A 25,163-nucleotide genomic window follows, 5' to 3' on the forward strand; every position below is an offset into this window, starting at 1 on the left:
CTCAGTTCCTCTTTTCCGTCATGCCCATCGTCCACACCTTGAGCGAGACGACGCGGTCGCCAGCTTGTGCCAGCAACGCCAGGCCGTCGGCATCTCGTCGTGTGGGGTAGACGCGGCTGGTCAGACTGTTGCGCTCATTGACGTATGCCTCGATCATGGAGCCGTCCAGGAAAAGCCGCATGTGCAGCGGCTCCTCCGCCAATGCGAACGCCCCGCCCTGCACACCGCCATCGCGGCCACTGGCGCTGCGGGTGCGATCGATCTCCAGGCGATTGCGCGCGGTATCCACATACAGCTCGGTCAGCTCGGCGTGTGCGGGCGCTGCGCGCACACCCAGGCCTCGCTTGCCTGCAAGCGGCGATGGCGCCAGCACCAGTTCCATTTCCAGGGCGCGGCCGTGGATGGCCGAGAGCGCCGCCGCCGCTTGGTCCACGCTCACGTCGCGCAAGTCCAGCAATTGCTGGCCGCGCAACGTGGTCAGCTCGCCGATCGGCGCCAGCCGCAACTCGCCGTCCGTGCCCAGCGTAAGCACAATAGGCAACCCGCCGTTGTGGGCCCAGCCAGCGTCGTACTCGTCCTGCAGCTTGCGCTCGCCCTGGGCGATGGAAAACACAATGCTGCGCCCCGTCTTCGGATCGACGAACCCGCTTGGCCCGGAGAAGTGGCCCTGCCCCAGATCGAACACACGCGGCGCCTCGATGTCCGGCGTAAAGCGCGCGGTGGCGGCGTCGAACACCCCGATCCAATAGTAGGCTTGGCCATGCAGATCGTTGAGGAAGACGTGGCGTTCGCGTCCGTCAGGCCCTTTACCTACGGGCAGCAACACAGGCAGTTCCCACGTGGCCTCGAACCCGGGAAAGCGTTTGCCATCGATGGAGAACAGCGGGCCGCGCGGCGTCCAGTTGCGCAGGTCGGAGGACTCGTAGACCAACGCGGTGCCGCTGCGGCCGGGAAGCGACGAGCCGACCAGCTGGAACCAGTGCGATCGAGTGCCATCGCGGAACACAAAAGGATCACGGAATTCTCCGAAGCGTCCCTGTCCCTCCTTCTGCAACGTGACCGGCGTGGCGTATTTATCCCAACGCACCAGATCCGGATCCCGCAACTCGTGCGGTGTCGCCATGCCGGTGCGTTGGTTCGGCTTGGCCGCGTCATTGCCGGCGGTGAAAAACAGCACAGGCGTGCCGTCCGCCGCATAGGTGGCGCTGCCGGACCAGATTCCATCGGTTGCCAAGCCATCGTCCTCCGGCGCCAGCGCTATCGGCAGCTCGCGCCACCGCACCATGTCCGGACTGACCCAGTGTCCCCAGTGGATCTGATGCCAGAACGGTCCAAACGGATTTTTCTGGAAGAACAGGTGATACTGGCCGCCATAGTAAAACGGCGCATGCGGCTCGTTCATCCAACCGGCATCGGGCATCAGGTGGTATTGCGGGCGGTGCGGGTCGCCGTCGAAAATCGATGACGCGATCCGCAGGTCCGAAGGCGACAGCGTCGGCACGACGCCATGGCGATCACCGAGGTCGGCCGCCATGATGGCGGACACGGCGGCGGCATCGGATGGGCCGGCGCCGACGCGCACTTCGTCCATCAGGCCAAGGAAGGTGTTCAGCTTGAAGACCCCACCGATTTGCTCGGCCTGCGAGTAGCGGCCTATCGTCAACGGCAACGCCGGCATGGAAAATTCCCCGTCGACCGGCGCCGCGACATTGAGCAGCCGCTCGCCGTTGAGGAATAGCGCCACCAGCCGCTTGGCGGGATCGTAGCTGGCGGCGACATGCGACCAGGCGTCGCGCGGCAATTTGCGCTCCTTGATGCGTACATCGACGATGGCGCTGCCAAAGCCCAGCTTGATCCCCCAGGTGCCAAACCGGTAAACGCCGAAGGAAAAACCCTGCTTGGCCTCGCTGTCGAACTGGCTCAGGAAGGCCGAGTAATGGCCGCCATCGCCCCACTCGAACGCATGCGGAGCAACCCAGGCACTGAGCGTAAAGCCTTGCGCCAGCTGCGCCGAGCTCAGACCGGGCGCGGCGATATTGGTCGAATAGCCGTCGAACAGCAAGCAGCCGTTCCTGATGCAACTGCCGGCCGGACGCCACAGCGGCGCGGAGTCGGGCTTGAAGCGCGCGCGGTTGAAGACGTAGTCGACGGCATCGCGCCGCCCCGATACGGCCTCGGTGGCCAGCTTGCCGTCGCCCTCGTCCAGCGGCCAATACGCCAAGGGCGGCGCGGCCGTGGCGGCGACCGCATGCAGCGCCGTCATCAGGCAGGCCAGCAAGCCAGCGCCGCGCAGGCGCCGCAGGTAGTGATTGATCATCGTGTCTCCTCCAGGTGCTCTTATTTTTGTATGTCTATCGTTGTCATTCTCGAGCCAAAAGATCGTCAACCCGGTACAGGCCATTTTCCAACCGTAGCGGAATCGGATCGCAGATGCGGCCCACGAATTGACCGTCCACGCCGGTGTCTTCAAACGCCATCAGGCTGTCCTTGCCGGTGACCGGATCGCGCAGGATCTTGCCGGCATAGCGGCGGCAAGGGATGTCGCCGTCGAGGAAACCTGGCGCGGGCTGCCATGGTCCGAGCGGATGATCGGCCACCAGGTAATGGGTGCCGGACACGCCGCCATCGTGCTCGGCCCGCATTTGGTCCGACCAGTGCGGCGCGACATTGCAGAACACGCAGTACCAGCGGCCTTCCCGTTCGAACACCTGCGGCACTTCCAATTGGCCGTAGTGTCCGCCTTCATACACAGGCGCCGTCGCTTCCCATTGCATCAGGTCGGGCGACACCGCATGGCCGATCACACCGCGCTCATACAGCGGACCGTCGTTGCGGCGCGCGGTGAAGAACATGTGGTACATGCCGTCTATTTTTTCCGGCAGCACCCACGGATCGCGGAGCGCACGGTCATGCCAGCGCCCTTCCGCATGCTCTTCATAAAACCGTTCGTCCAGGTCGAGCGCCAGACCGGTGCCGACACGCGTCCACGGGCCGTCGATGCTGGCCGCCACCGCATGGCCTATGCGCTGGCGCATGCCATTTTCAGCGCGGCTGGTGCCGGTATAGAACAGGTGGTAGCCGCCTTCGGCCTTGATGACCGAGCCGGTCCAGGTGGTGTAATCGTCCCATGCGGGACCGGCCGACGGCCCGAATACCGTGCCCAGCGGCGTCCAGTCACGCAAGTCCGACGATACCGCGTGACCGATCGAAACATTCCAGTGGCGTAGATCTGGATTGCCGATCGCGCGGTCGGCCTGCAGGAAAAACAGGTGCTGCCGCCCCGCTTCCTCGAAGTGCCAAAAGTCCCAGATGAATTTGTCGCTGATTTGAAGTGTCATGATGCTTCCAAAAGTTAGCCCTTGACTCCGGCGCCCGCCACCGACGCGACAAACTGCCGCTGGAAAGCCAGGAACACCGCAAGTACGGGCAAAGTGATCACCGATGCGTAGGCCATGATCTGCCCCCACGAATTAGTGCGTCCGAAAAATTGTTGTATGCCCGGCTGCACCGGACGGAACGCCTCTCCCTGTATCACCATGATCGGCCACAGGTACTGGTTCCATGCGGAGATGAACAGCACAATGGCGGCGGTGGCGATCACCGGACCGCTATTGGGCATGATGATGCGGGCATAGACCGTCCACAGGCCGGCGCCATCCATCTTGGCTGCCTCGTCCAGTTCCGGCGGAATATCGCGGAAAAACTGATAGAACAGAAATACGCAGAAAGCGTTGGCGAGGAAGGGGATCACCTGCACGTGCAGACTGTTGAACCAACCGGTGTGCAGTACCAGCCGGCCATGTTCGATGGCCGGCCAAGGCAGGCGCGCCACCAGCGACAGCAACGGGATGGCGATCACTTCAAATGGCACGATCACCATCGCGACCACCAACGCCAGCAGCAGGTTGCGGCCGCGCCAGCGCATGCGCGCGATAGAAAAGGCCAGCATGCTGTTGACCAGCACGCCGCCGACCACGACCAGTGCCGCGATCAACGTCGAGTTCAGCAGGAAGGACGGCAGGTCGCTTTTCTCGAACACCGCCGTGTAATTGCGCATCGACCACTCCGCCGAGGGCAGGTACGCCGACCAGCGATTCAGATTGGCGAAGATCGCGGCATCGCTCTTGAACGACGAAATAAACATGAACAGCAAGGGCGCGATGAAGACGATGCCGATTGCGCTCATCGCGATGAACAACGTGGTTTCGTGCAGACGCTTGCGCCAGGTGGTGCCCATCATTTCTCTCCTTTTGCGACCAACGCGCGCTGCATCCAGGACAACGCCAGCACGATGACAAAGAACACCAGCGTGATGGTCGAACCATAACCGACGTCCTGCTCCTTGAAGCCGCTGCGTACAGCGTGGTACACCACGGTCGATGTCGAATCGAGCGGACCGCCCGAGGTCATGACATCCACCTGCGTGAACAATCCGAACGCCAGCAGCGTCGTCGATACCAGGACAAACACAATGGTGTTGCGCAGGCCCGGCAAGGTGACGTGGACAAAGCGTTGCCAGGCGTTGGCGCCCATCAGCGTGGCCGCCTCATACAGTTCCGGCGAGATGGACTGCAGGCCGGCCAGGAACACCAGCATCTGGAATCCGGCCCCCTGCCATGCCGACATCAGCGCGATGGCCGGCAGGGCGTAGCGGCTGTCGCCCAGCCAATCCGGACCGGCGTTCGGGTCGCCCAGCAAGCCTCGCAACAATTCATTGAGCATGCCGCGATCCGTGTTCAGCATGAAGGCCCAGACGATGGACGCCACGACCATCGACGTGACCACCGGTGCAAAATACACCGTGCGGAAGAAGATACGGCCGCGTATCTTCTGATTGACCAGCACCGCAAGGCCGAGCGCAACGCCGCACTGCAATGGCAGCACCAGCAACGCAAACAGGAAGGTATTGATCAGCGATCGATAAAACAATGGATCGCTGGCGGCCAACACCCAGCGCGCGCCGCCCAGCGCCTCGGGCAGGTCGAGATGGAACGCTTCCCGGTAGGCGCCCAATTCGGGATGCAAGCGCCGGACCTGGCGCCAGGTGGGATAGCGGACGCCATCCTCGTCCCTGAGCACCGCACCCGCTTCGCGCAGCGGTTCGACGACGGCCAGATCGAGCGCGAGCAATCGGCGGTAGTTGTCCAGTCCGATATATCGCGTGGGCTCGGGCGACATCAGGCGATGGTTGGTCAGCGTGGCGCCGGCGGCCAGCAGCAGCGGCAAGGCGACGAACAGCATGAACAGCAGCACCGCCGGCGAGGCGAACAGCGCCACCGCGAATGGACTGTCCTGGCCGAGTTTGAGTTTCATAAGGCCCCCCTCCCTTTTGGCGCGCCGAAGCCGTAGCCGTTGTTGCGCGCGATATTGTGCTCCATGGCTTCCACGGCCTCGTCCAGTGCCTCGGCCACATCCTTGCCGCTGCGGATGTCCGCCATGGCTTTCTCAAAGGTGGACGACAGCGCCGGATAGGCCGGCGTGGCCGGCCGCGCCACCGCATAACGCCTGGCGAATTCAAAATACGCCCGCCAGTCGCCATCGGGACGATAGTGTTCGGTCATCATGGCGCCCTCGGCGGTGACAGGTACGAGGCCGGTCATGCGCGAGGCGGCGGCGATTTCCGGCGAGGAGATCAGATGGGTCAAGAACGCCGCCGCGCCGTCGGGATTGCGGCAGCTCTGGGTGATGCCCCACTGCCAGGATGCGGCGCCTATCTTCGGCCCGCGGCCAAAGTCCGGTGGCGGCATGACCACCAGATCGCCACCGAACCGCTCGCTGTATTCGCGCGCCTTCCATGAGCCAGTGTAGTGGAACAGCGATCGGCCTTGTTCAAATGCGCGATCGTCGGCTGGATGACGCTCCACCAGCTTTTCCTTGAATAATCTGCCGTAATAGCGGCCGACGCCAACCGCCGTGTCATTATTGAGCACGCCGTCGACATGCAAATAGGTGGCGCGGTCGATCAGATCGGTGCCGGCGCTCTGCAGCCACGGCGAAAAAGCGTAGCTGTACCATTCGCCCTTGAAGCGGCCGTTCAAGTCCAGTGGAAAGCGATAATGACCGCTGCGCTTCGCGGTGGCGAGAATGTCGTGGAATTCAACCGCCGTGTAAGGCTTTTCCATGGTTGCCTCGCGCACGCCCAGCGACGCCAATTGCGAACGCCGGGCAAACAGCGCCAGCACCACGTCCAGTTGGCCGACGCTATAAACCTTGCCCTTGTAGGTGCCGCGTCCGCCTTCCAGCAGGCGGGCCAGTGCGTCGGCGGGCAACAGCGTATCCAGCGAGCGTATATGGCCCGCCCAGGCGAAGTTGGGCACGGTCGGCTGGTCCAACGCAATAACGCATGGCAGCTGGCCGACCATGGACGCGGCGGTAATGGATTCGGTATACGAGCCCTGCGGGATCGCCTCGACCACGACCTTCCAGCGCGACTGCGAGCCATTGAAGCGCTCGACCGCGGCGCGTCCCGCAGCCATCTCGAGGTCGCCGGTATCGTGGCGCCACACCCGGATTTCAACCGGCGCCGCCATCACTGTCCCCGCCATCCCGGCCAGCAAAACGATCAATGCGCGCTTCATGGCTTGGCCCTGGCCGGCGGTGCCGCCACCGTGCCCCGCATAACCGGCACGCAAGGCACGCGGACCGTCCTGGCCATTTGACCGCCGGGGTCCAGCACAAAACGTCCGGTGAGTTCGCCTATCTCACGGTATGGCAGCGCCACCGTGGTCAGGCCGGGATCGAGCGCTTCGGAAATGAGCCTGAAATCATCGAAGCCCACAATGGACACATCCGCCGGAACGCGCAGTCCCCGCCGTTGCAGGATGAAAATGACACGCATCGCCATCTTATCGTTGCCACACAAGATGGCGGTAGGCTGGTCGGCGCCGGCGAATAGACGGTCGACCGCACCGGACAGATGCGCAAATTCGTTTGCGTCGTCCGCCTCGGCGCCATGAATCAGCCATTCCGGTCTCGATGTGATGCCGTGTTCCTGCATCGCCTTGTGGAAGCCGCGCGCACGCAGATCGGTCGCCACCATGCCGGGTATCAGTTGCAGAAAGGCGATCTTGCGGTGACCGGCCCGCAGCACGATTTGCGCAGCGGCATAGCCGCCGCTCTCATCGTCCGGGACCACCTGCATATAACGCCCCGCCGTTTCAAAGCAATTGGCCAACGCGGTGGGCGTGCCGCCAAGCGACATCGCCAGTTCAACCCGACGGTGAAAAGGGGTCGCGAACAAAATGCCCTCGACACGGCGCTCCCGCATATCGGCAACCAGGCGCTCCGCCACATCGGCATGGCCGCCGGTTTCGCCGATCAGTAAAACCTTTCCCAGCTGTTCGCATACTTGCTGTATGCCTTTGATGATCTCGGTGGAATCGGGAGTTGTGGTCAGCTGCTCCGCAATGACCGCAACCAGACCGGTCGGGCGCCCACGCAGCATGCGTGCGGCGGCCGAAGGCGTGAACTCCAGCGTCCGCATCGCCTGTTCAATGCGGTTCCGGGTCTTCTCAGAAACTTCCGTGCCGCCATTCAGTACGCGCGACACTGTTTTGATAGAAACGCCTGCCTTTTCGGCGACATCATGAATCGTTGCCACACCGTCTCCTCTGCTGCTGTTTTTTTGAGTCGACTTCCTTGAACAAACGAAAATGTCCAACGTTGTCATTTTTAGAGATGATAGGCAATCCTTGGTTGGACGTCAACAGGTATCTACAGGACACCGCGCGCACCGCGATGACAGATTCGGCCAAGCGATACTTGCCGCCTCAATGCGCGCCAGGCAGCGTATAGGTCACCACGTACTGCTCGCCGGCCTTCAGCGCCATCTCGTAATGCTCAGGCCCGACGGCGCGAATCGCTGTGCCGCCGGCATGCGGCCGGGTTGCGCTCATAAACCGTAACACGCCATCCCCGGCTGGCGCCGACACCCGCATCTCCGTCCGGTTGGCGGACACCGAAATGTCCCCATGCGGCGTCGGCACCCTGCCTTCGATCCATTGCAAGCCGCCCAGCCGGGGCTCCACCACGTAAGCCTGGTAGCCGGGCAGAGTCGGCCGCACACCGAGATAGTAGCGGCCGAACAGGTAGACCGGACTCGCTCCCCAGGCGTGGCACAGGCTCATGCCAAAGGGCTTGCCATACATGGCGTAGCGCTCCGCTCCCTGCTGTTTCGGATCGTACTGCTCCCAGAAACAGCTCGCTCCGTCTCGCAGCATGCCGCCCCAATAGTCCTTGACCTGGGCGGTCACGTAGTCCTGCTGACCGCTTTCCGCCAGTGCCGCCAGTTCGTAGAAACGCATATACGGCGTGGTGATCTTCTGCACCGCGTCGTTCTTCAGCACATTGCGCTTGACTGCCTCCGCCTGGGCAGGCGTCAGATAGCCGAACATCAGCGCGAACATGTTCGCGTGTCGCGTCACCAGCGGATCCTGCTTGCCTCCGACCCGGCGGTTGACCAGCACCTGCCGCTGCGGATCCCAAAAGGCCGCCATGGTCTTGTCCTTCAATTCCGCCGCCAGTTGACGATATTGGGCAGCCCTCTCGTCATCCTTGGCCAACGCGGCGCAGTCGGCCATCGCCTCCAGGCTGCGCGCGAACAGCAACTGAATCACGCTCAGCTCGCCCTCCTTGGGCATGGGCGCCCAGTCGACAAACACCCAATCACCCGGCAAGCCCTCCAGCATGCCATCGACGTTGCGCCGCCCCAGCACGAAATCCATCAGCGTTACCATGCGCGGATAGATGCTCTTCACAAAATCGGCGTCGCCCGTGTAACGATAGTAGTCCTGTATGCCGATGAACCAGTACAGCGAATAATCCAGGATGGTGTTGATGTGCATGTCCACCGGATCCGCCCCGCGCAACGCCCAGGTCGTCCGCTTGACCGTATCGCCATCAAAGAACGAGTAGTAGTTCATCAGGTAGGCTTGCGCGGCATCGCCGGACCAGACCCAGTGGTCGCGCTTGATCCCATCAAGGAAAAACTCGCGCGTGTTCAACTCCAGTGTCCGGATCGACACGTCCCAGATTCGGTTCAGTTCGTCGTCCGAGCTTTTGAAGCTGCCGCGCTGGGTGATCGGCAGGTACTCATACATCAGCACGACATCGTCAACCGTCATACCCTCGTCCAGCTGAACGTTCACATAGCGCATGGCGCGCGAATGCGCAGCGACGAAATCGCCGTCGGCGTCGACGGAATAGCGGTCCAACGTCTCGCAGGTTTCGATGGAGAGCGCCTCGTCCCGCGATTCGCCATAATACAGCGCGACCTTGCCCCGCCCCGTCACATGTTTCAGCCTGACGAAACCTATGGTTTCCTGGCCGAAGTCCACCAGCAGCGAGCGCGGGCTGCGTTGGATCACGGCCGCCTGGATCTCGCGCGTCGCCAATTTGTAGCGCGACGGCAGCGCATCGGGTGTATCGAAGTTCCAACTGGCGGCCCGCACCGGCGCACTCTTGGGTGGCTTGTAATGAGGCACCGGCCCCACCGTCCACGTCGCGTCGGAGCGCACAGTCGTACCCTGCAGGTATAGCGCTGGCGGCGATGCCGCGTTGTACACCTGGACGTTGATCACATGCTTGCCGGACGGGAGCATGATATGGTGCGGATCGCCCTGCACGAAGCGGCCATCCAGCATCACGCTGAACTTGCCTTCCACCGTCAACCCAAGCTCCTCCGGAGCGGCCAGGTCGACATCCTTGATGAAGTTCACCAGCGGCTGGTGGCTGTAGAAGCGCCAAAACGGCATGAACAGCGCATCGCGCTCCTTACGCTCGACCTGCATCTGATTGCTCAGCCAGATCTCGAAGTCGCCGGGAGACCAAATCCATGTGGCTGAAGAGGCCGCGAACGCCTTGCAGCAAGCAGCGAAAAGCAGGGCCGCGAAGGCCATGTGGCGAGAGCGTGTAGTCATGCCGACAATGTAGCGGAACCCAAAAACCGCGCGATAATTTATTCAGCCGTACCGATACCCGTTTCGATATTTCGATGGCTGCCGCGTCCCATTGCACCTGCAAGTTCCCCATTCCGGACTTTCGGCGGCGCAAAGAAAAAAGGCCCGCATCAACTTGATGCAGGCCTTATGGGAGTTCTCCGAAGATAGCCCTCATAGGAAGTGCGACCGATTGATGGCTCCCACCTGCTCCGGAAAAATCCCACCGCACTCCGTACTGACTCCGTACTCCCCCTTCGAATTTTCATTGCGCGGGAACGATAGGACCGCCGCCCTATGCACCGTTCCGATTGCGCGTTACATAGGCCAGCACCGGCATCAGCAACAGGACCAGCGGCAGTTGCACCACCAGCCCCGAGATGATCGCGATGGCCAGCGGTTGCTGCATCTCCGAACCCTTGCCAATGGCGAAAGCCAGCGGCAGCAAGGTCAGGATCGCCGCCAGCGTGGTCATCGCAATCGGCCGCATGCGGTTGATGCCGGCCTCGACCAGCGCCTGTTCCATCGGCATGGTGCGCAACAGGTCACGCTGCTCGGAGTAGTAAAAGATCGCCACCTCGGTGGCCATGCCGATGATCATGGTCATGCCCATCATGGCGGAAATATTCAACTCCGTCCGGCTGATCCACAGGCCGGCGAACACCGCCGACACCGCCAGCAGCGCCGTCACCAGAATGGACAGCGCGATGCGGAAGCTCTCGTACATAAACAGCAGCAGCAGGAACACCAGCGCGGCCGCGGCGGCGAACACCATCAGCAAGCCCTGGAAGGCGATCTGCTGCTGCTCATACAGCCCGCCGAGCGTGAAATACGCGCCGGCCGGCAGCGCGTCAGGCTGCGCCATCGCCTGTTTGACGTCGGCGATCACCGAGCCCAGGTCGCGCCCGCTGATGCGGGCGGTCACCGCCACCATGCGCTTGAGGTTTTCACGGGCGATCTGCGGCTGGCCGGTGACCGCCTGCATCGTCGCCACCCTTTGCAGGGGGAACAGATGGCCGTCCGGCGCGCGGAGTTGCAGCTGCAGCAGCGCCGTATCCGTGCCGCGCAAGGCCTTGGGGATCCACAGGCGCAGGCCCACCATCTTGGCGCCGACGGCGACGCGCGTCGCGACCACGCCGTTCAGCATCGCGTCGACCGACTTGCTGACCGCGTCGACATCGGTGCCCTCCTGCGCCGCCTTGGCCGGGTCGATGTGGATCAGCAGCGCGTCGCCGGCCGGATTGATGCCGTTGCGGACATCGACCACACCGTTAATTTTCGCGATGCGCGCGGCCACCTTCTGCGCCGCGCGGTTCAACTGCTCGGGGGTGTCGGCGAAAATCTTGATCTCCACCGGCTGCGGCACGGCCGTCAGGTCGCCGATCAAGTCCTCCATCAGCTGCGCCATTTCGATCGTCAGGCCGGGCACGTCGCGTTCGACGCGGCCGCGGATATCGTCCATCACCGCTTCCACCGGACGGCGATTGCCGGCCTTGAGGCGGATGAAGAAATCGCCGCTGTTCGCCTCGCTCAGGCCGCCTCCAAGGCCGGTACCGGTGCGGCGCGAGTAGCTGTCCACATCGGGAGTGTCGCGCACGATCTGCTCGACCTGGCGCAGCAGGCGGTCGGTCTCCGACAGCGCGGTGCCGGGTTGGCTGCGGTAGTCGAGGACGAAGCCGCCCTCGTCCATCGCCGGCATAAAGCCCGAGCCGACGGCCCGGAACGCCAGGATGCCGACCATCACCAGCGCCGCCACCGCCGGCAGCGCCAGCAGCGGACGGCGGAACAGCGCCGTCAGCGTCCGCCGATAGTGGCGCTGCAACCACAGCAGCAGGCGCGATTCGGGATGCGGCTCGGCGTCGCGCGCCTTGAGGAAGCGCTCGGCCAGCAGCGGCACGGCCAGCCAGGTGAGCAGGAAGGAAATGAACAGCGCCGCCGCCATCGTCAGCGACAACGCCTTGAAGAAGGCGCCGGTCACGCCGCTGAGGAAGGCCAGCGGCGCAAAGATCACCAGCGTCGAGGCGCTGGAGCCGGCCAGCGGACGGGTGAATTCGATCGCCGCCGAAATCACGCGCTCGTGCATTTCTCCCCGCCCGCCCTGCAAGCGGCGCACGATATGCTCGATCATGACGATCGCGTCGTCGATGATCAGCCCGACCGCCGCCGCCATGCCGCCCAGCGTCATGATGTTGAAGCTCATGCCCAGCACCGACAGCAGCAGCACCGTGCTGGCCAGCACCGCCGGCACCACCACCACCGCGATCATGGTCACCTTGACATTGCGCAGGAACACCAGCAGCACCAGGGCCGACAGGCCGATGCCGATCAGCACCGCGTCGCGCACGCTGGCCGCCGATTCCGTCACCAGCTCGCTCTGGTCATACCAGCTGGCGATCCGCACGCCGGCCGGGATGTTGCGCCGGTATTCCGCCAGCTTGGCCTTGACGTCGGCGGCGATCTGCACGCTGTTGCTGCCCGGTTGCTGGTACACCGAGAACAGCACCGCGTCGCGGCCGTCGGCGGTCACGCGCGTCCATTCCGGCACCACCGCCTGCTCCACCGTGCCGACGTCGGCCAGCCGCACCATGGCGCCGGCCGCGTTGCGCAGCACGGTCTGGCGTATCTGCGCCAGGCTTTGCAGCCGGGTGTCGGACATCACCAGATACAGCTTGTAGTGATCCTCCAGCCGCCCCACCGCCGACAGGACATTGGCGGCCGCCAGCGTGCGCGCCACCTCGTCCAGCGTCAGGTCGTGCGCGCGCAGCCGGACCGGATCGACCGTCACGCGGTACTCCTCCAGCGCGCCGCCCATGGTCTGCACGCTGGACACGCCATTCACACTGGACAGCAAAGGCCGCAGCTGGTACTCGGCCAGGTCGCGCAGCTGCACCGGCGACAGCGTGCTCGACACCAGGCTGTAGGCGATGATGGGAAAGACGGTCGGATCCATGCGCCGCGTGGTCATCTGCGTCCCGGCGGGCAGCTGGCCGAGCACCTGGGCGATGGCGGCGTTGACCTCCAGCGTGGCGCCGGCCATGTCGCGGCCCCAGTCGAAATTGATCGACACCTCCGCCGAGCCGCGGCTGGTGGTCGAGCGCAGGTTGCGCACGCCCGGCACGCGCCGCACCGCCTCCTCCACCGGCCGCGTCACCAGCATTTCCATCTGTTCGGCCGGCTGGTCGCCCGCGTCGAGCGACACCACCGCCCGCGGGAACGGGATGGTCGGGAACAGCGAGACCGGCAGGTGCAAGGCCGCCACCATGCCCGCCATGGCCAGCATCAGCAGCAGGAACAGGATCGAGCGGCGGTGCGACTGGGCCCATGCCGCGACGCTCATGGCGTGCTCCCGCGCACGGCGTCGCCGTCGTGCAGTTCGTAATTGCCCAGCGCCACCACCGGCAGCGCCGCGTCGAGCGGCCCGTCGACGCCCACCAGACGGTCGGCCTCCACCAGCTTGCGCACGGCCACGCGGCGCGCCTTGCCCTGCGCCACCTGGAACAGATAGGCGCCCTGGTCGTCCACCAGCACCGCCTGGCGCGGCAGCGACCACGCGGCACGGCTGCCCAGCTCGATCGCGCCCTGGAGATGGCTGCCGACCGGCATCCGCGCCTGCGCGGCGGCCGGCAGCAAGGCGATCGCGCCGGCCATCTGGGTCTTGGGATCGACCATGTTCTGTATCGAGACGAGGGTGCTGGCGACCGCCGGCGCGTCCTCCTGCAACGGCGCGAGCGTCACCTTCATGCCGGGCTTCAGTTCGGCGACGCGCGCAGGTTCGACCGCCAGCAGCACCTTCAGCCCATCGGTGCGTCCAAGCTGGACAATGGTGGCGCCGGCCGCCACGCGGTCGCCCTGGACGACCGGGATGGCGGCGACCACGCCGTCGAACTGCGCCTTCAGCTCGACCGAGCCGTGGGCGCCGTTCAGGCGCGCCTGCGCCGCCAGCATGGCCTGCGCGTCCGTCGCGGCCTTGGCGGCGGCATCGACCTGGGATTGCGTGGACAGCTGCAAGGCCAGCAACTCCCGTTGCCGTCCCAGCTCACGGCGGGCGAATTCCATGGCGCTGGCCGCCTGTTCATAGGCCACCAGCGCGTTCGGATCGCTGGACAGGACGGCCAGCAACTCGCCGCGCCGCACGGCTTGCCCGGCGACGACGGCGATCCGGGTCAGCTGCCCGGCCTGTGGCAGGCTCTGCGACTCGACCTTGCCGGCAGCGACATCGCCGAACACGCTCAAGGTCAAGGGCATGGGCTGCATGCTGGCCTTGACAGTCTGCACCAGCACGCTGCCGCCGCCGGGCTCGTCGCCGGCAGCCGCGCCCGCGCCGCCCGCGTGGGAATACCACCAGGCGCCGCCGGCGGCCAGGGCCAGCAGCAGCGCCGCGCCGATCAAGTTCATTCGGGTCATGGTTTAACACTTTCAAGGTTGGTCATATCGATGCCGAGCACGGTGCGCAAGCCGACCCGCTGCTCCAGCATGGCCTGCTCCAGCGCGAGGCGCTCCAGTTGCCTGGCCAGCAGCGCCGAGCGCGCCAGGGTGTAGGCCAGCACGTCGGCGTCGCCGGCGCGCAAGGCCCGGTCGCTGCGCGCCAGCACCCCGGCCTGGTCCCGCAAGTCGGCGTCCAGCCTGGCGGCCTGGGCGAGGTTCAGCGCCTGTTCGTCCAGGATGCGCCGGACATCGTTGCGCGCGGCCTGCACCCGCACCTGGTATTCGTCATACGCCTTCTGGCGGCTGGCCTGGCTGATCGCGATGTTGCCGCGATTGCGGTTCAGGAACGGCAGCGACATCGTGACGCCGATCCCGCTCGAATACACGTTGCTGGAATCGCGCGCGCGGGTAAAGCCCAAGGTCAGCGCGGGAAACTGCGCCAGCAGCGCGCCGCGATAGCGCTGGTCTTCGGCCTGGTACGCGGCCTGCAACGCGCGCAGGTCGGGACGCCGCTGGGCAAGGTCGTCCAGCGCCGACCGCGCCAACGCCGCGTCCACCGCGCCGGCGTCGCTGTCCGTCCGCAGCGCCAGGACCGTGCCGGGCGCAAGTCCCAGCAAGGCGTTCAGTTCGTGGGCGGACTGGTTTTGCAACTTCCGCAGATCAAACAACTGGCGGTCCACATCCTGCAGCGCCGCCAGATTGGGCGCGACCGCGTCGCTGTTCAGCAGGCCGCCGTCGAGCGCCCGGCGCGTGCGCGCATAACGGTCGGCGAACACCTGGCGCGTGTCGTTCAACACCGCCATCTGCTTGCGGCCCTGCACCACCTTGACGAACAGCAGCTGCGCCTGCGCGGCCACCTGCCATTCCTGCCACAGCAGCGTGAGGTCGGTCTTGGCGGCGTCGTTTTCGGTGGCGCGGTGCTGCGCGCCGTGCGTCAGCAAGCTGGCGACGTCGTAGCTCAGCCCAGCGCCGAACGCCGTGGTGGCGCCCGCCCCGCCGCTGTTGGACAGGTCGCGGCTGAAGGACAGCTGTGGATCGGGCAGCAGGCCGGCGGAGAACGATTGCGCATGGGCGATCGCCGCGTCGTCGCGCACCAGCCGCAATTCAGGATTGTTGACCACCGCCAGCATCGCCACTTCGACGATATCGAGACCGTCGTCCGGATCAAAGCGATGCGCGGCCATCGCTGGAAACGGCAGGCTGCGGGTGTCGACCACCAGCCTGGCCGGCTGGCCCTCCTGTAGCGGCAACGGCTGGTAGCTGGAGCAGGCCGACGCGCAGGCGCAGGCCAGCAGCAGTCCATGCCGCAGCAGCGGGGTTTTCAGTGCCAAGAACATAGTGGAATCCAAGCGGGGGCTGAACAATGCGTGCAGGATACTTGCGACAGAATTAAGTGCGCGTTAAACCTGGTCGGATATCCAGCCGCTGTCTTTCAGCTAAGTTTGCTGTAATCAAGCCTACATATTTGCTCGCCATACTTGCCGCTTGTTCAAGGCGCAGGATGGTCCGGCGCCTGCAAGTCAAAGGATGGCCCGGCGTGCGCGTACTACTGGTGGAAGATGACGACATGGTGGGCGAGGCGCTGCAGCTGGCGCTGCAGCTGGCCGCCTTCGCGGTCGACTGGATCCGCGACGGCGCCAAAGCGCTGGAAGCGGTCTTCACCCGCTACGACCTGGTGCTGCTCGACCTCGGCCTGCCCGGCTGCGACGGCATCACCGTCTTGCAGGCCTTGCAGCAGAACGCGCCGCTGCTGCCGGTGATGATCGTCAGCGCCCGCGACGGGCTCGGCGACCGCGTGCGCGGGCTGGACCTGGGCGCCGACGACTACATCCTGAAGCCGTTCGACATGCCGGAGCTGCTGGCGCGCATGCGCAGCGTGCAGCGCCGCTACCGCAAGCAAAACGAGCGCCACGTCGGCACCGACGCCATCCGGCTCGACCTCGATTCGCTGAGCATGTGCGCGGGCGGCATCGAGGCGCCGCTGTCCCAGCGCGAGGCATCGCTGATGCAAGCCCTGCTCGCCAGGCCGGGGGCGATCCGCTCGCGCGAGGCGCTGGAACGCGAGGTGTACCGCAGCGACGACGACGTCTCGAGCAACGCGCTGGAATTCCTGATCTATTCGATCCGCCGCAAATTCGGCCAGTCCACCATCCGCAACGTGCGCGGCATGGGCTGGGCGGTGGCCAAATGAGCGCCTTGCGCTCGCTGCAAGCGAGGCTGGCGCTGTGCCTGGCCGGCGTGATGCTGATCGCCGCCGGCATCGCCGGCACCGTTTCCTATCGCACCGCCTTCCACGAGGTCAACGAGCTGCAGGACGACCAGCTGCGCCAGATGTCGGCGCTGGCGAAGCGGCGCCACCTGGCCACGCCCTACGGCCTGCAAGACCTGGACAACCAGGTGGTGGACGTGGGCGCGCGCATCATGGTCCAGGTGCTGCACCAGGGCGCGTGGGGCGACGTCGAGGGCGCCGAACTGCCGCTGCCGCTGGCGGCCGACCTGCCGGACGGCCTGCAGACCCTGGAGGTGCAAGGCCAGCAGCGGCGCCTGTTCCTGCGCACCCTGCCCGGCGGCGAGCGCGTGGCGGTCAGCCAGAGCACCGCCGTGCGCGATGAAGTTGCGCACAACGCCGGCAAGACCACCATCGTCCCCATCGCCGCGCTGATCCCGGTATTGGCGCTGGCGATGATCGCCCTGATACGGCATATGCTGGCGCCGGTCCTGCGCCTGGCCCAGGAGCTGGACCGGCGCGGCGACGATCAGCTGGCGCCGCTCGACGACAGCGACGTGCCCAGCGAAGTCTTGCCGTTCACCGCCGCCATCAACCGCTTGCTGCATCGCGTCGAACTGGCGCTGGCGCAGCAGCGACGCTTCGTCGCCGACGCCGCCCACGAGCTGCGGACGCCGCTCACCGCCATCTCGCTGCAAGCCGAACTGCTGGCGGGCCTGAACCTCGGTGAGCAGGCCCGGCCCAGGTTGCAGTCCCTGCAGCGCGGCATCCTGCGGGCGCGCCATCTGGTGGCCCAGTTGCTGCTGCTGGCGCGCCTGCAAGGACGCGAGGACGCGCACCGGGACGCCGTCGCGGTCGGCCTGGTATGCCAGAGCGTGCTGGAAGACTTGCTGCCGCTGGCCGATCACAAGCAGATCGTCCTCACCGCCAATGTGGACATGGCCTGCAGCGTGCACTCGGACGCGATGGACTTGAGCGCCGTGCTGCGCAATCTGATCGACAACGCCATCCGCTACACCCAGCCCGGCGGCCAGGTGGGCATCGACATCGCATACCACGGCGCCGCGCTGCACATCCGCGTCAGCGACAACGGCCCCGGCGTGCCCGCGCACGAACGCGAGCTGGTGCTGTCGCCCTTCTATCGCGGCGCGGCGGCCACCGGCAGCGGCTCCGGCCTGGGACTGGCGATCGTGCACAACATCGTCCAGCGCATGGCCGGTACGGTCGCCCTGAACGCCAGCGGGCCCGACGCCGGCGGCCTGACCGTGCGCATTGCCCTGCCCATCCCATCGACGGAATCCCCTGCCCTTCCCACCCCGGACGTTCTTCATTTTCAATGAGAGTATGTATGCACACCAAACCCATCCAGCAAGCGCTCCTTCCCGCCCTCATCAGCCAACTGTTCCTGATGCCCGCCTACGCGGCCGACCCGGCGACGCCCGCGCCGTCCGGCGACGCGATCCAGGTGATCGTGGTGGACGCCCAGCGCGCCACCAACGCCAACGCGCGCCAGGCGCAGGAGCAGGCGCCCAACCTGATCAACCTGATGACGGCGGCCGAGATGCGCAAGCTGCCCGACGTGAACATCGCCGAATCGGTGCGCCGCATTCCCGGCATTTCGCTGGAGACCGACACCGGCGAGGGACGCTTCGTCAATATCCGCGGCCTCGACGCCGATCTCAACAGCACGACCTTCGGCGGACTGCGGCTGCCGCCATCGAACAACGCCTCGCCGTTCGGCGGCGGCCGCGCCGTCGCGCTGGACGCGATCCCGACCGGCCTGGTGGGCGCCATCACGGTGACCAAGTCCAACCTGCCGGAGCAGGACGCCGAGGCGCTGGGCGGCACCATCGAGATCACGCCGAAGACCACGCCCCGCAATGGCAAGCCCTTCCTGGAGGCGCGCATCGGCAGCGGCCGCGAACCGCTGCGCGGCACCAATATCGCCGACCTGTCGCTGACGGCCGGCAGCCGTTTCGGCGGCGACGGCGCGGACAAGGACAGCGGCAACGCCTACGCGTCCCATCCGTTCTCGATCGTCGTCACGGCCGCCTACTACGAGGACAAGCGCGGCATCGACGATGTCGAACCGGGCTTCCTCGACGATGGCGTCCATTCCCCCCTGACCTACGCCGGCTGGGACCAGCGCTGGTACCAGTATCACCGCCGGCGCCACGGCGTCGGCATCGACCTGGGCTACCAGCCGGACGCGCGCAACAGCTACTACGTCCGCGGCTTCGACGCCGGCTATACCGAATCGGTGCTGCGCCAGCGCCTGACGGTGACGCCGGACGGCGCGCCGGTCGCCACGGCCAGCGGCTTTATCGACGGCATGGGCGCCAACGGCTTCGACAAGACCTTGCGCGACGAGCAGGAAACCATCAACAACAAGGTGTTCATGGCCGGCGGCAAGAACCAGCTGGAGCACGCGGTGCTGGACTACCGTCTGGGCTACACGCGCGGCTCGTACAACAAAGCGCACGACTACAATTCCGACTTCAACTACACGCCGTCAGGCGCGGCCACCGTCAGCTATGCCAACAGCGGACCGGGCAACGTGCCGGCGTTCACCGTGAGCGGCGCGGACTACCTGAATCCCGCCAACTACGCGCTGGCCAAGCTGCAGAACAGCACCACCGACATCTCGGACCACGAATGGTCGCTGGCCGCCAACCTGGCATGGGATGCGCGCATCGGCGGCTACGATGAAGAGAGCCTCAAGGTCGGCGCCGGCGCCCGCCTGCGCAAGCGCGTGGTCAACGGCCAACCCTATTCATTCGACAATCTGCCGGCGCTGCCGCTGACCGCCGCCTCGGGCGGTCCCGGCGTCACGTTCTATGACGACCGCTATCAGAACGGACCGCAGCTCACGCCGGGGCTGATGCAAAAGCTGTACGGGGACCAGCAGATCGTATCGGCCTCGGACGCGCAAAACGCCGCGCTCCAATACCTGCAGGACAAGGAGGACGTCTACGCCGCCTACGGCCAGTACCAGATGCGCGCCGGCGCGCTGGGCGTGACCGGCGGCGTGCGCGTGGAGGCGACCCGCGCCAACTACGCGGCCAACGCCAAGGGCGCCGACGCCGCCGGCAATCCCCTGATCCAGCCGGAGAACCGCGACCGCAACTACGTCAACTGGTTCCCCAGCGTGCAGGCGCGCTATGAACTGGGCGGCTCGACGCTGCTGCGCGCGGCCTTCTCCTCGACCATCGCCAGGCCGGGCTTCAGCCAGGTATCGGCCTCGCTCAACATCGATCCCGGCGCGAACACCGTCACCAAGGGCAACCCGGACCTCAAGCCCACCACGGCCAATTCGTTCGACCTGTCGTTCGAGCGCTATCTGCCCAACGCCGGCATCGCCTCCATCGGCGTCTTCGACAAGGAGATCAGCAATTACATCGCGGCCAGCCAGAGCAGCCAGACCTTCCCCAACAACGGTTTGTTTGCCGGTTTTGTCGGCGTCGCCCACGTCTACTCGTTTGCCAATATCGGCAAGTCGGCCGCGCGCGGACTGGAGCTGAACTACGAACAGCGCTTCACCGCCCTGCCTGGCTGGCTCGGCGGCCTGGGCGCCAGCGCCAACTACACCTTCGTCGCTTCGCGCTTCGAGATACGGCCCGGTGAGACCTCGACCCTGCCGTCGACCTCGCGCAACACCGTCAACGCGGCCGTCTTCTACGAGGCCGGCCCGTGGAATCTCCGTCTCGGCATGTACACCCTGTCGCGCAATTTGTGGGCTATCGGCGCCAGCGCGGCGCAGGACGTGTATTCCGAACGCCGCACGTCGTACGATTTCGGCGGCGCGTACGCGCTCAACAAGCACGTGTCGCTGTATCTCAACGCGAAGAACCTCAGCGACACGCCGCTCAAGTTTGCCGAGGGCACGGCCAACCGCACCATCCAGCGGGAATTCTACGGCCCGACCTATCAGGCCGGCGTCAATCTCGTTTACTGATCCTCATCCACCACTTCGGACACGCTATGAACCACACCGCACGCTACACCGCCCTGCTCGCCCTGCTGCTGGGCCAACTGGCCACGCCCGACGGCATGGCGGCCACCGCCGGCTACGCCATCCAGGACCGTCTCGCCCTGAGCGGCGACGGCAAATGGGACTACGCCAGCATCGACGCCAGCCACCAGCGGCTGTATGTCACCCACGGCAACCAGGTCCAGGTGCTCGACCTCGCCACGCACAAAGCGGCGGGCGCCATCGCCGGCACGGAAGGCGTGCACGGCGTCGCCTTCGCGCCGGAGCTGAACCTGGGCTTCACCAGCAACGGGCGCTCGGACAGCGTCACCGTGTTTGCGCTCGACAGCCTGGCGGTCCGGCAGCACGTCAAGGTCGGCGGAAAAAATCCCGATGCCATCCTCTACGTTCCGCAAGCCCGTCAGCTGTACGTCTTCAACGGCAACAGCGCCGACGTCACGGTCTTCGACGTGCCGAGCATGCGGATCGTCTCGACCATCAAGGTCGGCGGCCGGCCGGAATTCGCGGTGAGCGACGGCGCCGGCCGCATCTACCTCAACATCGAGGACCAGAACGCGATCGAGGTGATCGACATCGCGGCCGGCAAAGTGGTCGCGCACTGGCCGCTGGCCGGCTGCGAAGAGCCGACCGGACTGGCGCTCGACATCGCCCATGCGCGCCTGTTCGCCGCATGCAAGAACAAGCTGGCGGCGGTGGTCGACGCGCGGGACGGCAAACACGTGGCCGGCTTCGCCATCGGCGCCCACCCCGACGCCGTCGCCTACGACGCGGCGACCGGCCGCATCTACGTCTCCAACGGCGACAGCGCCACGCTGACCGTCGCCCAGCAGCTGACGCCCGATCGCTACAGCGTGCTGGCACAAGTACCGACCGCGGCCGGCGCGAAGACGATGGCCTTCGATCCCGCGACCAAGAACGTCTACCTGCCGGCATCGATCGGCGGAGGGTTGAAGGTGCTGGTGGTCGCGCCGGCGGAGCAATAACCGTCGGTTGAATCGCGATGGGGACGGGAGTGCGCCAGCCAGCTCAATCCGGCAGGGAAAACAAGACCTCAACCTGCAAGCCCTGGCCCTCCGGGGGGGGCGACAAGGCGATCCGCGCGCCCAGGGCGTCGCATATTTCCTTGACAATGGCCAGCCCGAGACCCGAACTGTCCGGCCGCGCCTCGTCGAGCCGGTAAAAACGCTCGAAGACCTTGGCGCGCTCGGCCGCCGGAATGCCGGGACCGTTGTCGACCACGCGGAGCCGGGCCTCGCCGTCGTGCCGGGCCAGGGTGACCGTCACCGTGCTGCCGGCGGGCGTGTGCTGGATCGCGTTGTCGACCAGGTTGGACACCAGCTCCCGCAGCAGGTGGGCCGGCGCCGGCGCCGTGATGGTCTCGTCGAGGCCGTCGATGCCGAGGTCGATTTGCCGCTGCTGGGCGAGTGGCGCCAGCGAGTCGATCGCCTCCACCAGCGGCACCGAGAACAAGGTGCGCTGCGTCCGCTCCGCATGCTGGCGCTTGCGCTCGAGCGCGGCGAGCACCAACAGTTGATTGATGACGCGCGTGCCCTGCTGCACCGACTTCTGGATCGCGCCCAGCACCTCCTTCTGCGTCCCCTCCACGCCCGGACTGCGTTGCGCAAAATTGAGCTGCGACGAGATGATGGCGAACGAGGTCCGCAATTGATGGGCCGTGTTGGCCACGAAGCGCTCGTAGGACGACAACGCGTGATCGAGCCGCTCCACATAATCGTTGATCGCGTCGGCCAGCGGTTGCAGCTCGACCGCCTCGTCGCTGGCATCGAGCGTTTCCAGCGAGCCGGGGCTGCGCTGTTGCAGTTTCCGTCCGAAGCGGGCCAGCGGCTTGAGGGTCCAGCGCAACGTGATCACCAGTCCGATGATCACGATGACCAGGATCAACAGGTGTTCGCGCATGGTCAGCAGGAACAGATCGTGGCGGAAGGCTTGGTGGCCGCGCAGCGTCTGAGCGACCTGGGTGACGGCGAACTCGCCGGCCGGCATGTTCGGCAACGCCAGCGCGTAGGCGATGGTGCGGGCTGGCTCGCCGCGCATGGTGGTGATGAAAAACTGCTCTTGCTCGATGGCCAGCGGCCCCGGATAGGGCGGCAGTTTGGCGTCGCCGGCAATCAGCTGGCCGCGCTTGCTGCGCACCGAATAAAACACCATGTCCTGGTATTTGCTGGCGAACAGCTCCAACGCGGCCGGCGGGATGCTGATTTCATAGCCGCCCTCGACCGAGATCAATTGTTCCGCGATGATGCGCGCCGAACCTTTCAGCAATTGCTGCTGCACCAGCGTCGCGATCTGGTCGGTGCTGCGGTAGGTGACGACCAGGTCGATGCACGAGATGATGACGGTGGGCAGGAATACCCACAGCCCCAGCCGCCACTTCAGGCTGTTAAGCGGCCGTATCATGGGTCAGCATATAGCCCAGGCCGCGCAAGGTGATGATCTGCGCGCCGGAACATTCGAGTTTCTTACGCAGGCGCAGGATATAGATCTCCAGCGCCTTGGCGGACACGCAATCGTCCAGCGTACACAGGCTGTCGCACAGCGCCTTCTTCGAGACCGTGGAGCCCTGCCGGCGCATCAGCATCTCCAGGATCGCATGCTCGCGCGGCGTCGGATTCAGGTCTTGCTCGTTGAGGAAGAAGCGTTTGGAATTGCTTTCATAGCGTATGGCGCCGCAATGGAGCACCGGGTTGATACGCCCGCTGGAACGGCGCAGCAGCGAACGCAGCCGCGCCTCCAGTTCCGTGATGTCGAAAGGTTTGGCCAGATAGTCGTCGGCGCCAAGATTGAGGTGCTCAACGATGTCGGGCAGCGAATCCTGCGCGCTGATGATCAGCACCGGCGTCGGATCGTCCTTGCGCCGCAACCCCTTCAGCACGGCCTGGCCTGGGACGCCAGGCAAGGTCAGGTCCAGCAGGATGGCGTCGTACTGCTGCGTCAACAGCAGCGTACCCGCCTCTTCGCCGCTGTATGCCTGCTCCACGGCGTAACCGGACTGGTTCAGCAGGCGCTTCAGCCAGGACGACAGTTCGCGGTTGTCTTCGACCAGCAGTAATTTCATGGCATTCCCTGTAACAGTGCGGTGGCCCGGCCGGTGTCGTATTTTGGTGCAACCGGCCGGATTGAAGGCAAATTGAAGGGTTCGCTCTCGTATCTTGAGTGTGTCGCACCGGCAACGAAAAACCGCTTGCCATATTACTCTAAAAAAACAGGAGACAGAACCAATGAAGACCAAACTTATCGCGCTCGCCGTATTGACCACCTTGGGCGGCGCGGCGCATGCCCAAAGCAGCGCGGAGCAATTACAACAAGCGCTGGCGCAAGCCCAACAGGCCGCGGCCGACGCGCAAAAGGCGGCCGACCAGGCGCGCAAGGCCTTGGCCGATATCCAGCAAGCCACCGCCAGCGCCAGCGCGCCGGCGCATACCCCGGCGGCGCCCCAGCCCGGCTTCGATACCGACAGGCCCCTGAGCGGCGGCCTGGTGCTGGGCACCAGCAACGATTTCGTCCGTTTGTACGGCTTGATCGACCTGAGCGTGAGCCGCCACACGAATGCCGACAGCAGCGGCGCGTCGCTGACCGATATGTCGGTGGCCTGGTTCAGCGGCAACCGCTGGGGCCTGGAAGGCGCCCACGCGCTCAAGACCGGCGACGACCTGAAAGCGATCTTCCGCCTGGAGAGCGAGTATGAACTGCCGACCGGGAACATGGATACGCCGGGCACGCTGTTCAACCGCGACGCCTGGATGGGACTGGAAAGCAAAACGCTGGGCAAGCTGACCGTCGGCCGCCAGAACACGCTGGCGCGCGAGTTCTCCAAGATCTACGGCGACCCCTACGGTTCCAGCAAGGTCACCATGAACGAGGGCGGCTACACCAACAACAACAACTTCAAGCAGTTGATCTTCTATTCGGGCAGCGCCACCGGCACCCGCTACGACAAAGGCGTGGTCTGGAAAAAGGAATTCGACAAAATCATGGTGGGCGTCGGCTACCAGTTCGGCGGCATCCCCGGCGATTTCAACTCGGGCTCGACCAAGTCGCTGGGCGTGGCCTACAACGGCGGCACGGCCAACCTGTCCGCCTTCTACAACACCGCCAGCGTGGCCGGCATGACCAACACCAGCTACTCCGTCGGCGGCAACTACAAGCTGGGCATCGTGCGCCTGAACGCCGGCTACTTCCACTACACGGCGGACCAGCCGACCGCCCTCGGCAACCGCAAGGACAACGCCTACACGGTCTCGGCCAAGATCGCACCGAAGGGCGTGTTCGACTACGAGGTCGGCTACCAGGTCATGGACGCCGACAACGCCGCGGTCAACGGCGGCGGCTATGTGCTCAACGCCTACGCCAACGCCAGCAACGCCAAGGCCACCGCCAGCGGCAAGCGCAAGACGCTGTACGGTTCGATGTTCTTCCACTTCGACAGCCGCACCGAACTGTATCTGGCGGCCGACCGCCTGAACACCGACGGCAGCTACCTCGCGGCCCAGGCCAACGGCCACAAGTCGCAGCTCGGCCTGGCGACCGGCATGCGCTTCCGCTTCTGACGGCCGGCCACCGGCGA

Annotated in this window: 17 protein-coding genes; 5 read left to right on the forward strand and 12 right to left on the reverse strand. The window is 65.4% G+C overall.

What is annotated here, in order from left to right; translation table 11 throughout:
* Position 1: 1 nt before the first annotated feature.
* The 10 genes from HUX88_RS23050 to HUX88_RS23095 form a co-directional block, all read right to left on the reverse strand.
* Entirely contained in the window at positions 2-2,317 is a 2,316-nt protein-coding gene (locus tag HUX88_RS23050) for a GH32 C-terminal domain-containing protein (protein WP_176363264.1), read from the reverse strand.
* Between the two features lie 43 nt (positions 2,318-2,360).
* Positions 2,361-3,338 (reverse strand): family 43 glycosylhydrolase, encoded by a 978-nt coding sequence (locus HUX88_RS23055; protein WP_176363265.1) that lies wholly within the window; start codon positions 3,336-3,338, stop codon positions 2,361-2,363.
* A gap of 14 nt (positions 3,339-3,352) precedes the next feature.
* On the reverse strand, positions 3,353-4,240 hold the full coding sequence (locus tag HUX88_RS23060) for a carbohydrate ABC transporter permease (RefSeq protein WP_217916416.1): 888 nt from the start codon (positions 4,238-4,240) through the stop codon (positions 3,353-3,355).
* Positions 4,237-5,313 carry a carbohydrate ABC transporter permease gene (locus HUX88_RS23065; RefSeq protein ID WP_117010411.1) on the reverse strand — a complete coding sequence of 359 codons (1,077 nt, stop codon included), beginning with the start codon at positions 5,311-5,313 and terminating at the stop codon, positions 4,237-4,239. The genes HUX88_RS23060 and HUX88_RS23065 overlap by 4 nt, the downstream gene beginning before the upstream one ends.
* Complete coding sequence (locus tag HUX88_RS23070) at positions 5,310-6,578, reverse strand: extracellular solute-binding protein (protein ID WP_176363266.1); 1,269 nt, start codon at positions 6,576-6,578, stop codon at positions 5,310-5,312. Before HUX88_RS23070 ends, HUX88_RS23065 begins: the two co-directional genes overlap by 4 nt.
* Entirely contained in the window at positions 6,575-7,600 is a 1,026-nt protein-coding gene (locus HUX88_RS23075) for a LacI family DNA-binding transcriptional regulator (RefSeq protein WP_176363267.1), read from the reverse strand. The genes HUX88_RS23070 and HUX88_RS23075 overlap by 4 nt, the downstream gene beginning before the upstream one ends.
* A gap of 169 nt (positions 7,601-7,769) precedes the next feature.
* Positions 7,770-9,896 (reverse strand): amylo-alpha-1,6-glucosidase, encoded by a 2,127-nt coding sequence (locus tag HUX88_RS23080; RefSeq protein ID WP_176363268.1) that lies wholly within the window; start codon positions 9,894-9,896, stop codon positions 7,770-7,772.
* 334 nt (positions 9,897-10,230) lie between these two features.
* Entirely contained in the window at positions 10,231-13,272 is a 3,042-nt protein-coding gene (locus HUX88_RS23085; protein ID WP_176363269.1) for an efflux RND transporter permease subunit, read from the reverse strand.
* Complete coding sequence (locus HUX88_RS23090; protein ID WP_117010406.1) at positions 13,269-14,339, reverse strand: efflux RND transporter periplasmic adaptor subunit; 1,071 nt, start codon at positions 14,337-14,339, stop codon at positions 13,269-13,271. The genes HUX88_RS23085 and HUX88_RS23090 overlap by 4 nt, the downstream gene beginning before the upstream one ends.
* The gene (locus HUX88_RS23095; RefSeq protein WP_176363270.1) at positions 14,336-15,697 is read right to left on the reverse strand and encodes a TolC family protein; all 1,362 of its coding nucleotides are present in this window, start codon (positions 15,695-15,697) and stop codon (positions 14,336-14,338) included. Before HUX88_RS23095 ends, HUX88_RS23090 begins: the two co-directional genes overlap by 4 nt.
* 200 nt (positions 15,698-15,897) lie before the next feature.
* Between HUX88_RS23095 and HUX88_RS23100 the strand changes: the two genes are divergently transcribed.
* Genes HUX88_RS23100 through HUX88_RS23115 form a run of 4 tightly spaced genes read left to right on the forward strand, consistent with a single transcriptional unit; the run spans position 15,898 to position 21,561 of the window.
* Positions 15,898-16,551 (forward strand): response regulator transcription factor, encoded by a 654-nt coding sequence (locus HUX88_RS23100; RefSeq protein WP_176363271.1) that lies wholly within the window; start codon positions 15,898-15,900, stop codon positions 16,549-16,551.
* Positions 16,548-17,927 (forward strand): ATP-binding protein, encoded by a 1,380-nt coding sequence (locus HUX88_RS23105; RefSeq protein ID WP_176363272.1) that lies wholly within the window; start codon positions 16,548-16,550, stop codon positions 17,925-17,927. The genes HUX88_RS23100 and HUX88_RS23105 overlap by 4 nt, the downstream gene beginning before the upstream one ends.
* An 8-nt stretch (positions 17,928-17,935) precedes the next feature.
* Positions 17,936-20,542, forward strand: coding sequence for a TonB-dependent receptor (locus HUX88_RS23110; protein WP_217916418.1), 2,607 nt, complete (start codon positions 17,936-17,938; stop codon positions 20,540-20,542).
* Between the two features lie 26 nt (positions 20,543-20,568).
* Positions 20,569-21,561, forward strand: a complete 993-nt coding sequence (locus HUX88_RS23115; RefSeq protein WP_176363273.1) for a YncE family protein — start codon at positions 20,569-20,571, stop codon at positions 21,559-21,561.
* Between the two features lie 43 nt (positions 21,562-21,604).
* Here the strand turns inward: HUX88_RS23115 and HUX88_RS23120 are convergent, their stop codons facing one another.
* Positions 21,605-22,996, reverse strand: coding sequence for a sensor histidine kinase (locus HUX88_RS23120; RefSeq protein ID WP_176363274.1), 1,392 nt, complete (start codon positions 22,994-22,996; stop codon positions 21,605-21,607).
* Positions 22,980-23,654 (reverse strand): response regulator, encoded by a 675-nt coding sequence (locus HUX88_RS23125; protein WP_117010401.1) that lies wholly within the window; start codon positions 23,652-23,654, stop codon positions 22,980-22,982. The genes HUX88_RS23120 and HUX88_RS23125 overlap by 17 nt, the downstream gene beginning before the upstream one ends.
* Before the next feature lie 163 nt (positions 23,655-23,817).
* Here HUX88_RS23125 and HUX88_RS23130 point away from each other — a divergent pair, with 163 nt between their 5' ends.
* Positions 23,818-25,146, forward strand: a complete 1,329-nt coding sequence (locus tag HUX88_RS23130) for a porin (RefSeq protein ID WP_117010400.1) — start codon at positions 23,818-23,820, stop codon at positions 25,144-25,146.
* Positions 25,147-25,163 lie beyond the last annotated feature (17 nt).

Origin of the sequence: Duganella sp. BJB1802, from assembly GCF_013369445.1 — a bacterium.
Lineage (GTDB): Bacteria > Pseudomonadota > Gammaproteobacteria > Burkholderiales > Burkholderiaceae_D > Rugamonas > Rugamonas vulcania_A.

Excerpts from the sequence above, each read along its gene's own strand:
- HUX88_RS23050 (WP_176363264.1), bottom strand. The coding sequence starts at position 2,317 with ATGATCAATCACTACCTGCGGCGCCTGCGCGGCGCTGGCTTGCTGGCC.
- HUX88_RS23055 (WP_176363265.1), bottom strand. The coding sequence starts at position 3,338 with ATGACACTTCAAATCAGCGACAAATTCATCTGGGACTTTTGGCACTTC.
- HUX88_RS23060 (WP_217916416.1), bottom strand. The coding sequence starts at position 4,240 with ATGATGGGCACCACCTGGCGCAAGCGTCTGCACGAAACCACGTTGTTC.
- HUX88_RS23065 (WP_117010411.1), bottom strand. The coding sequence starts at position 5,313 with ATGAAACTCAAACTCGGCCAGGACAGTCCATTCGCGGTGGCGCTGTTC.
- HUX88_RS23070 (WP_176363266.1), bottom strand. The coding sequence starts at position 6,578 with ATGAAGCGCGCATTGATCGTTTTGCTGGCCGGGATGGCGGGGACAGTG.
- HUX88_RS23080 (WP_176363268.1), bottom strand. The coding sequence starts at position 9,896 with ATGGCCTTCGCGGCCCTGCTTTTCGCTGCTTGCTGCAAGGCGTTCGCG.
- HUX88_RS23085 (WP_176363269.1), bottom strand. The coding sequence starts at position 13,272 with ATGAGCGTCGCGGCATGGGCCCAGTCGCACCGCCGCTCGATCCTGTTC.
- HUX88_RS23090 (WP_117010406.1), bottom strand. The coding sequence starts at position 14,339 with ATGACCCGAATGAACTTGATCGGCGCGGCGCTGCTGCTGGCCCTGGCC.
- HUX88_RS23095 (WP_176363270.1), bottom strand. The coding sequence starts at position 15,697 with ATGTTCTTGGCACTGAAAACCCCGCTGCTGCGGCATGGACTGCTGCTG.
- HUX88_RS23105 (WP_176363272.1), top strand. The coding sequence starts at position 16,548 with ATGAGCGCCTTGCGCTCGCTGCAAGCGAGGCTGGCGCTGTGCCTGGCC.
- HUX88_RS23110 (WP_217916418.1), top strand. The coding sequence starts at position 17,936 with ATGCACACCAAACCCATCCAGCAAGCGCTCCTTCCCGCCCTCATCAGC.
- HUX88_RS23115 (WP_176363273.1), top strand. The coding sequence starts at position 20,569 with ATGAACCACACCGCACGCTACACCGCCCTGCTCGCCCTGCTGCTGGGC.
- HUX88_RS23120 (WP_176363274.1), bottom strand. The coding sequence starts at position 22,996 with ATGATACGGCCGCTTAACAGCCTGAAGTGGCGGCTGGGGCTGTGGGTA.
- HUX88_RS23125 (WP_117010401.1), bottom strand. The coding sequence starts at position 23,654 with ATGAAATTACTGCTGGTCGAAGACAACCGCGAACTGTCGTCCTGGCTG.
- HUX88_RS23130 (WP_117010400.1), top strand. The coding sequence starts at position 23,818 with ATGAAGACCAAACTTATCGCGCTCGCCGTATTGACCACCTTGGGCGGC.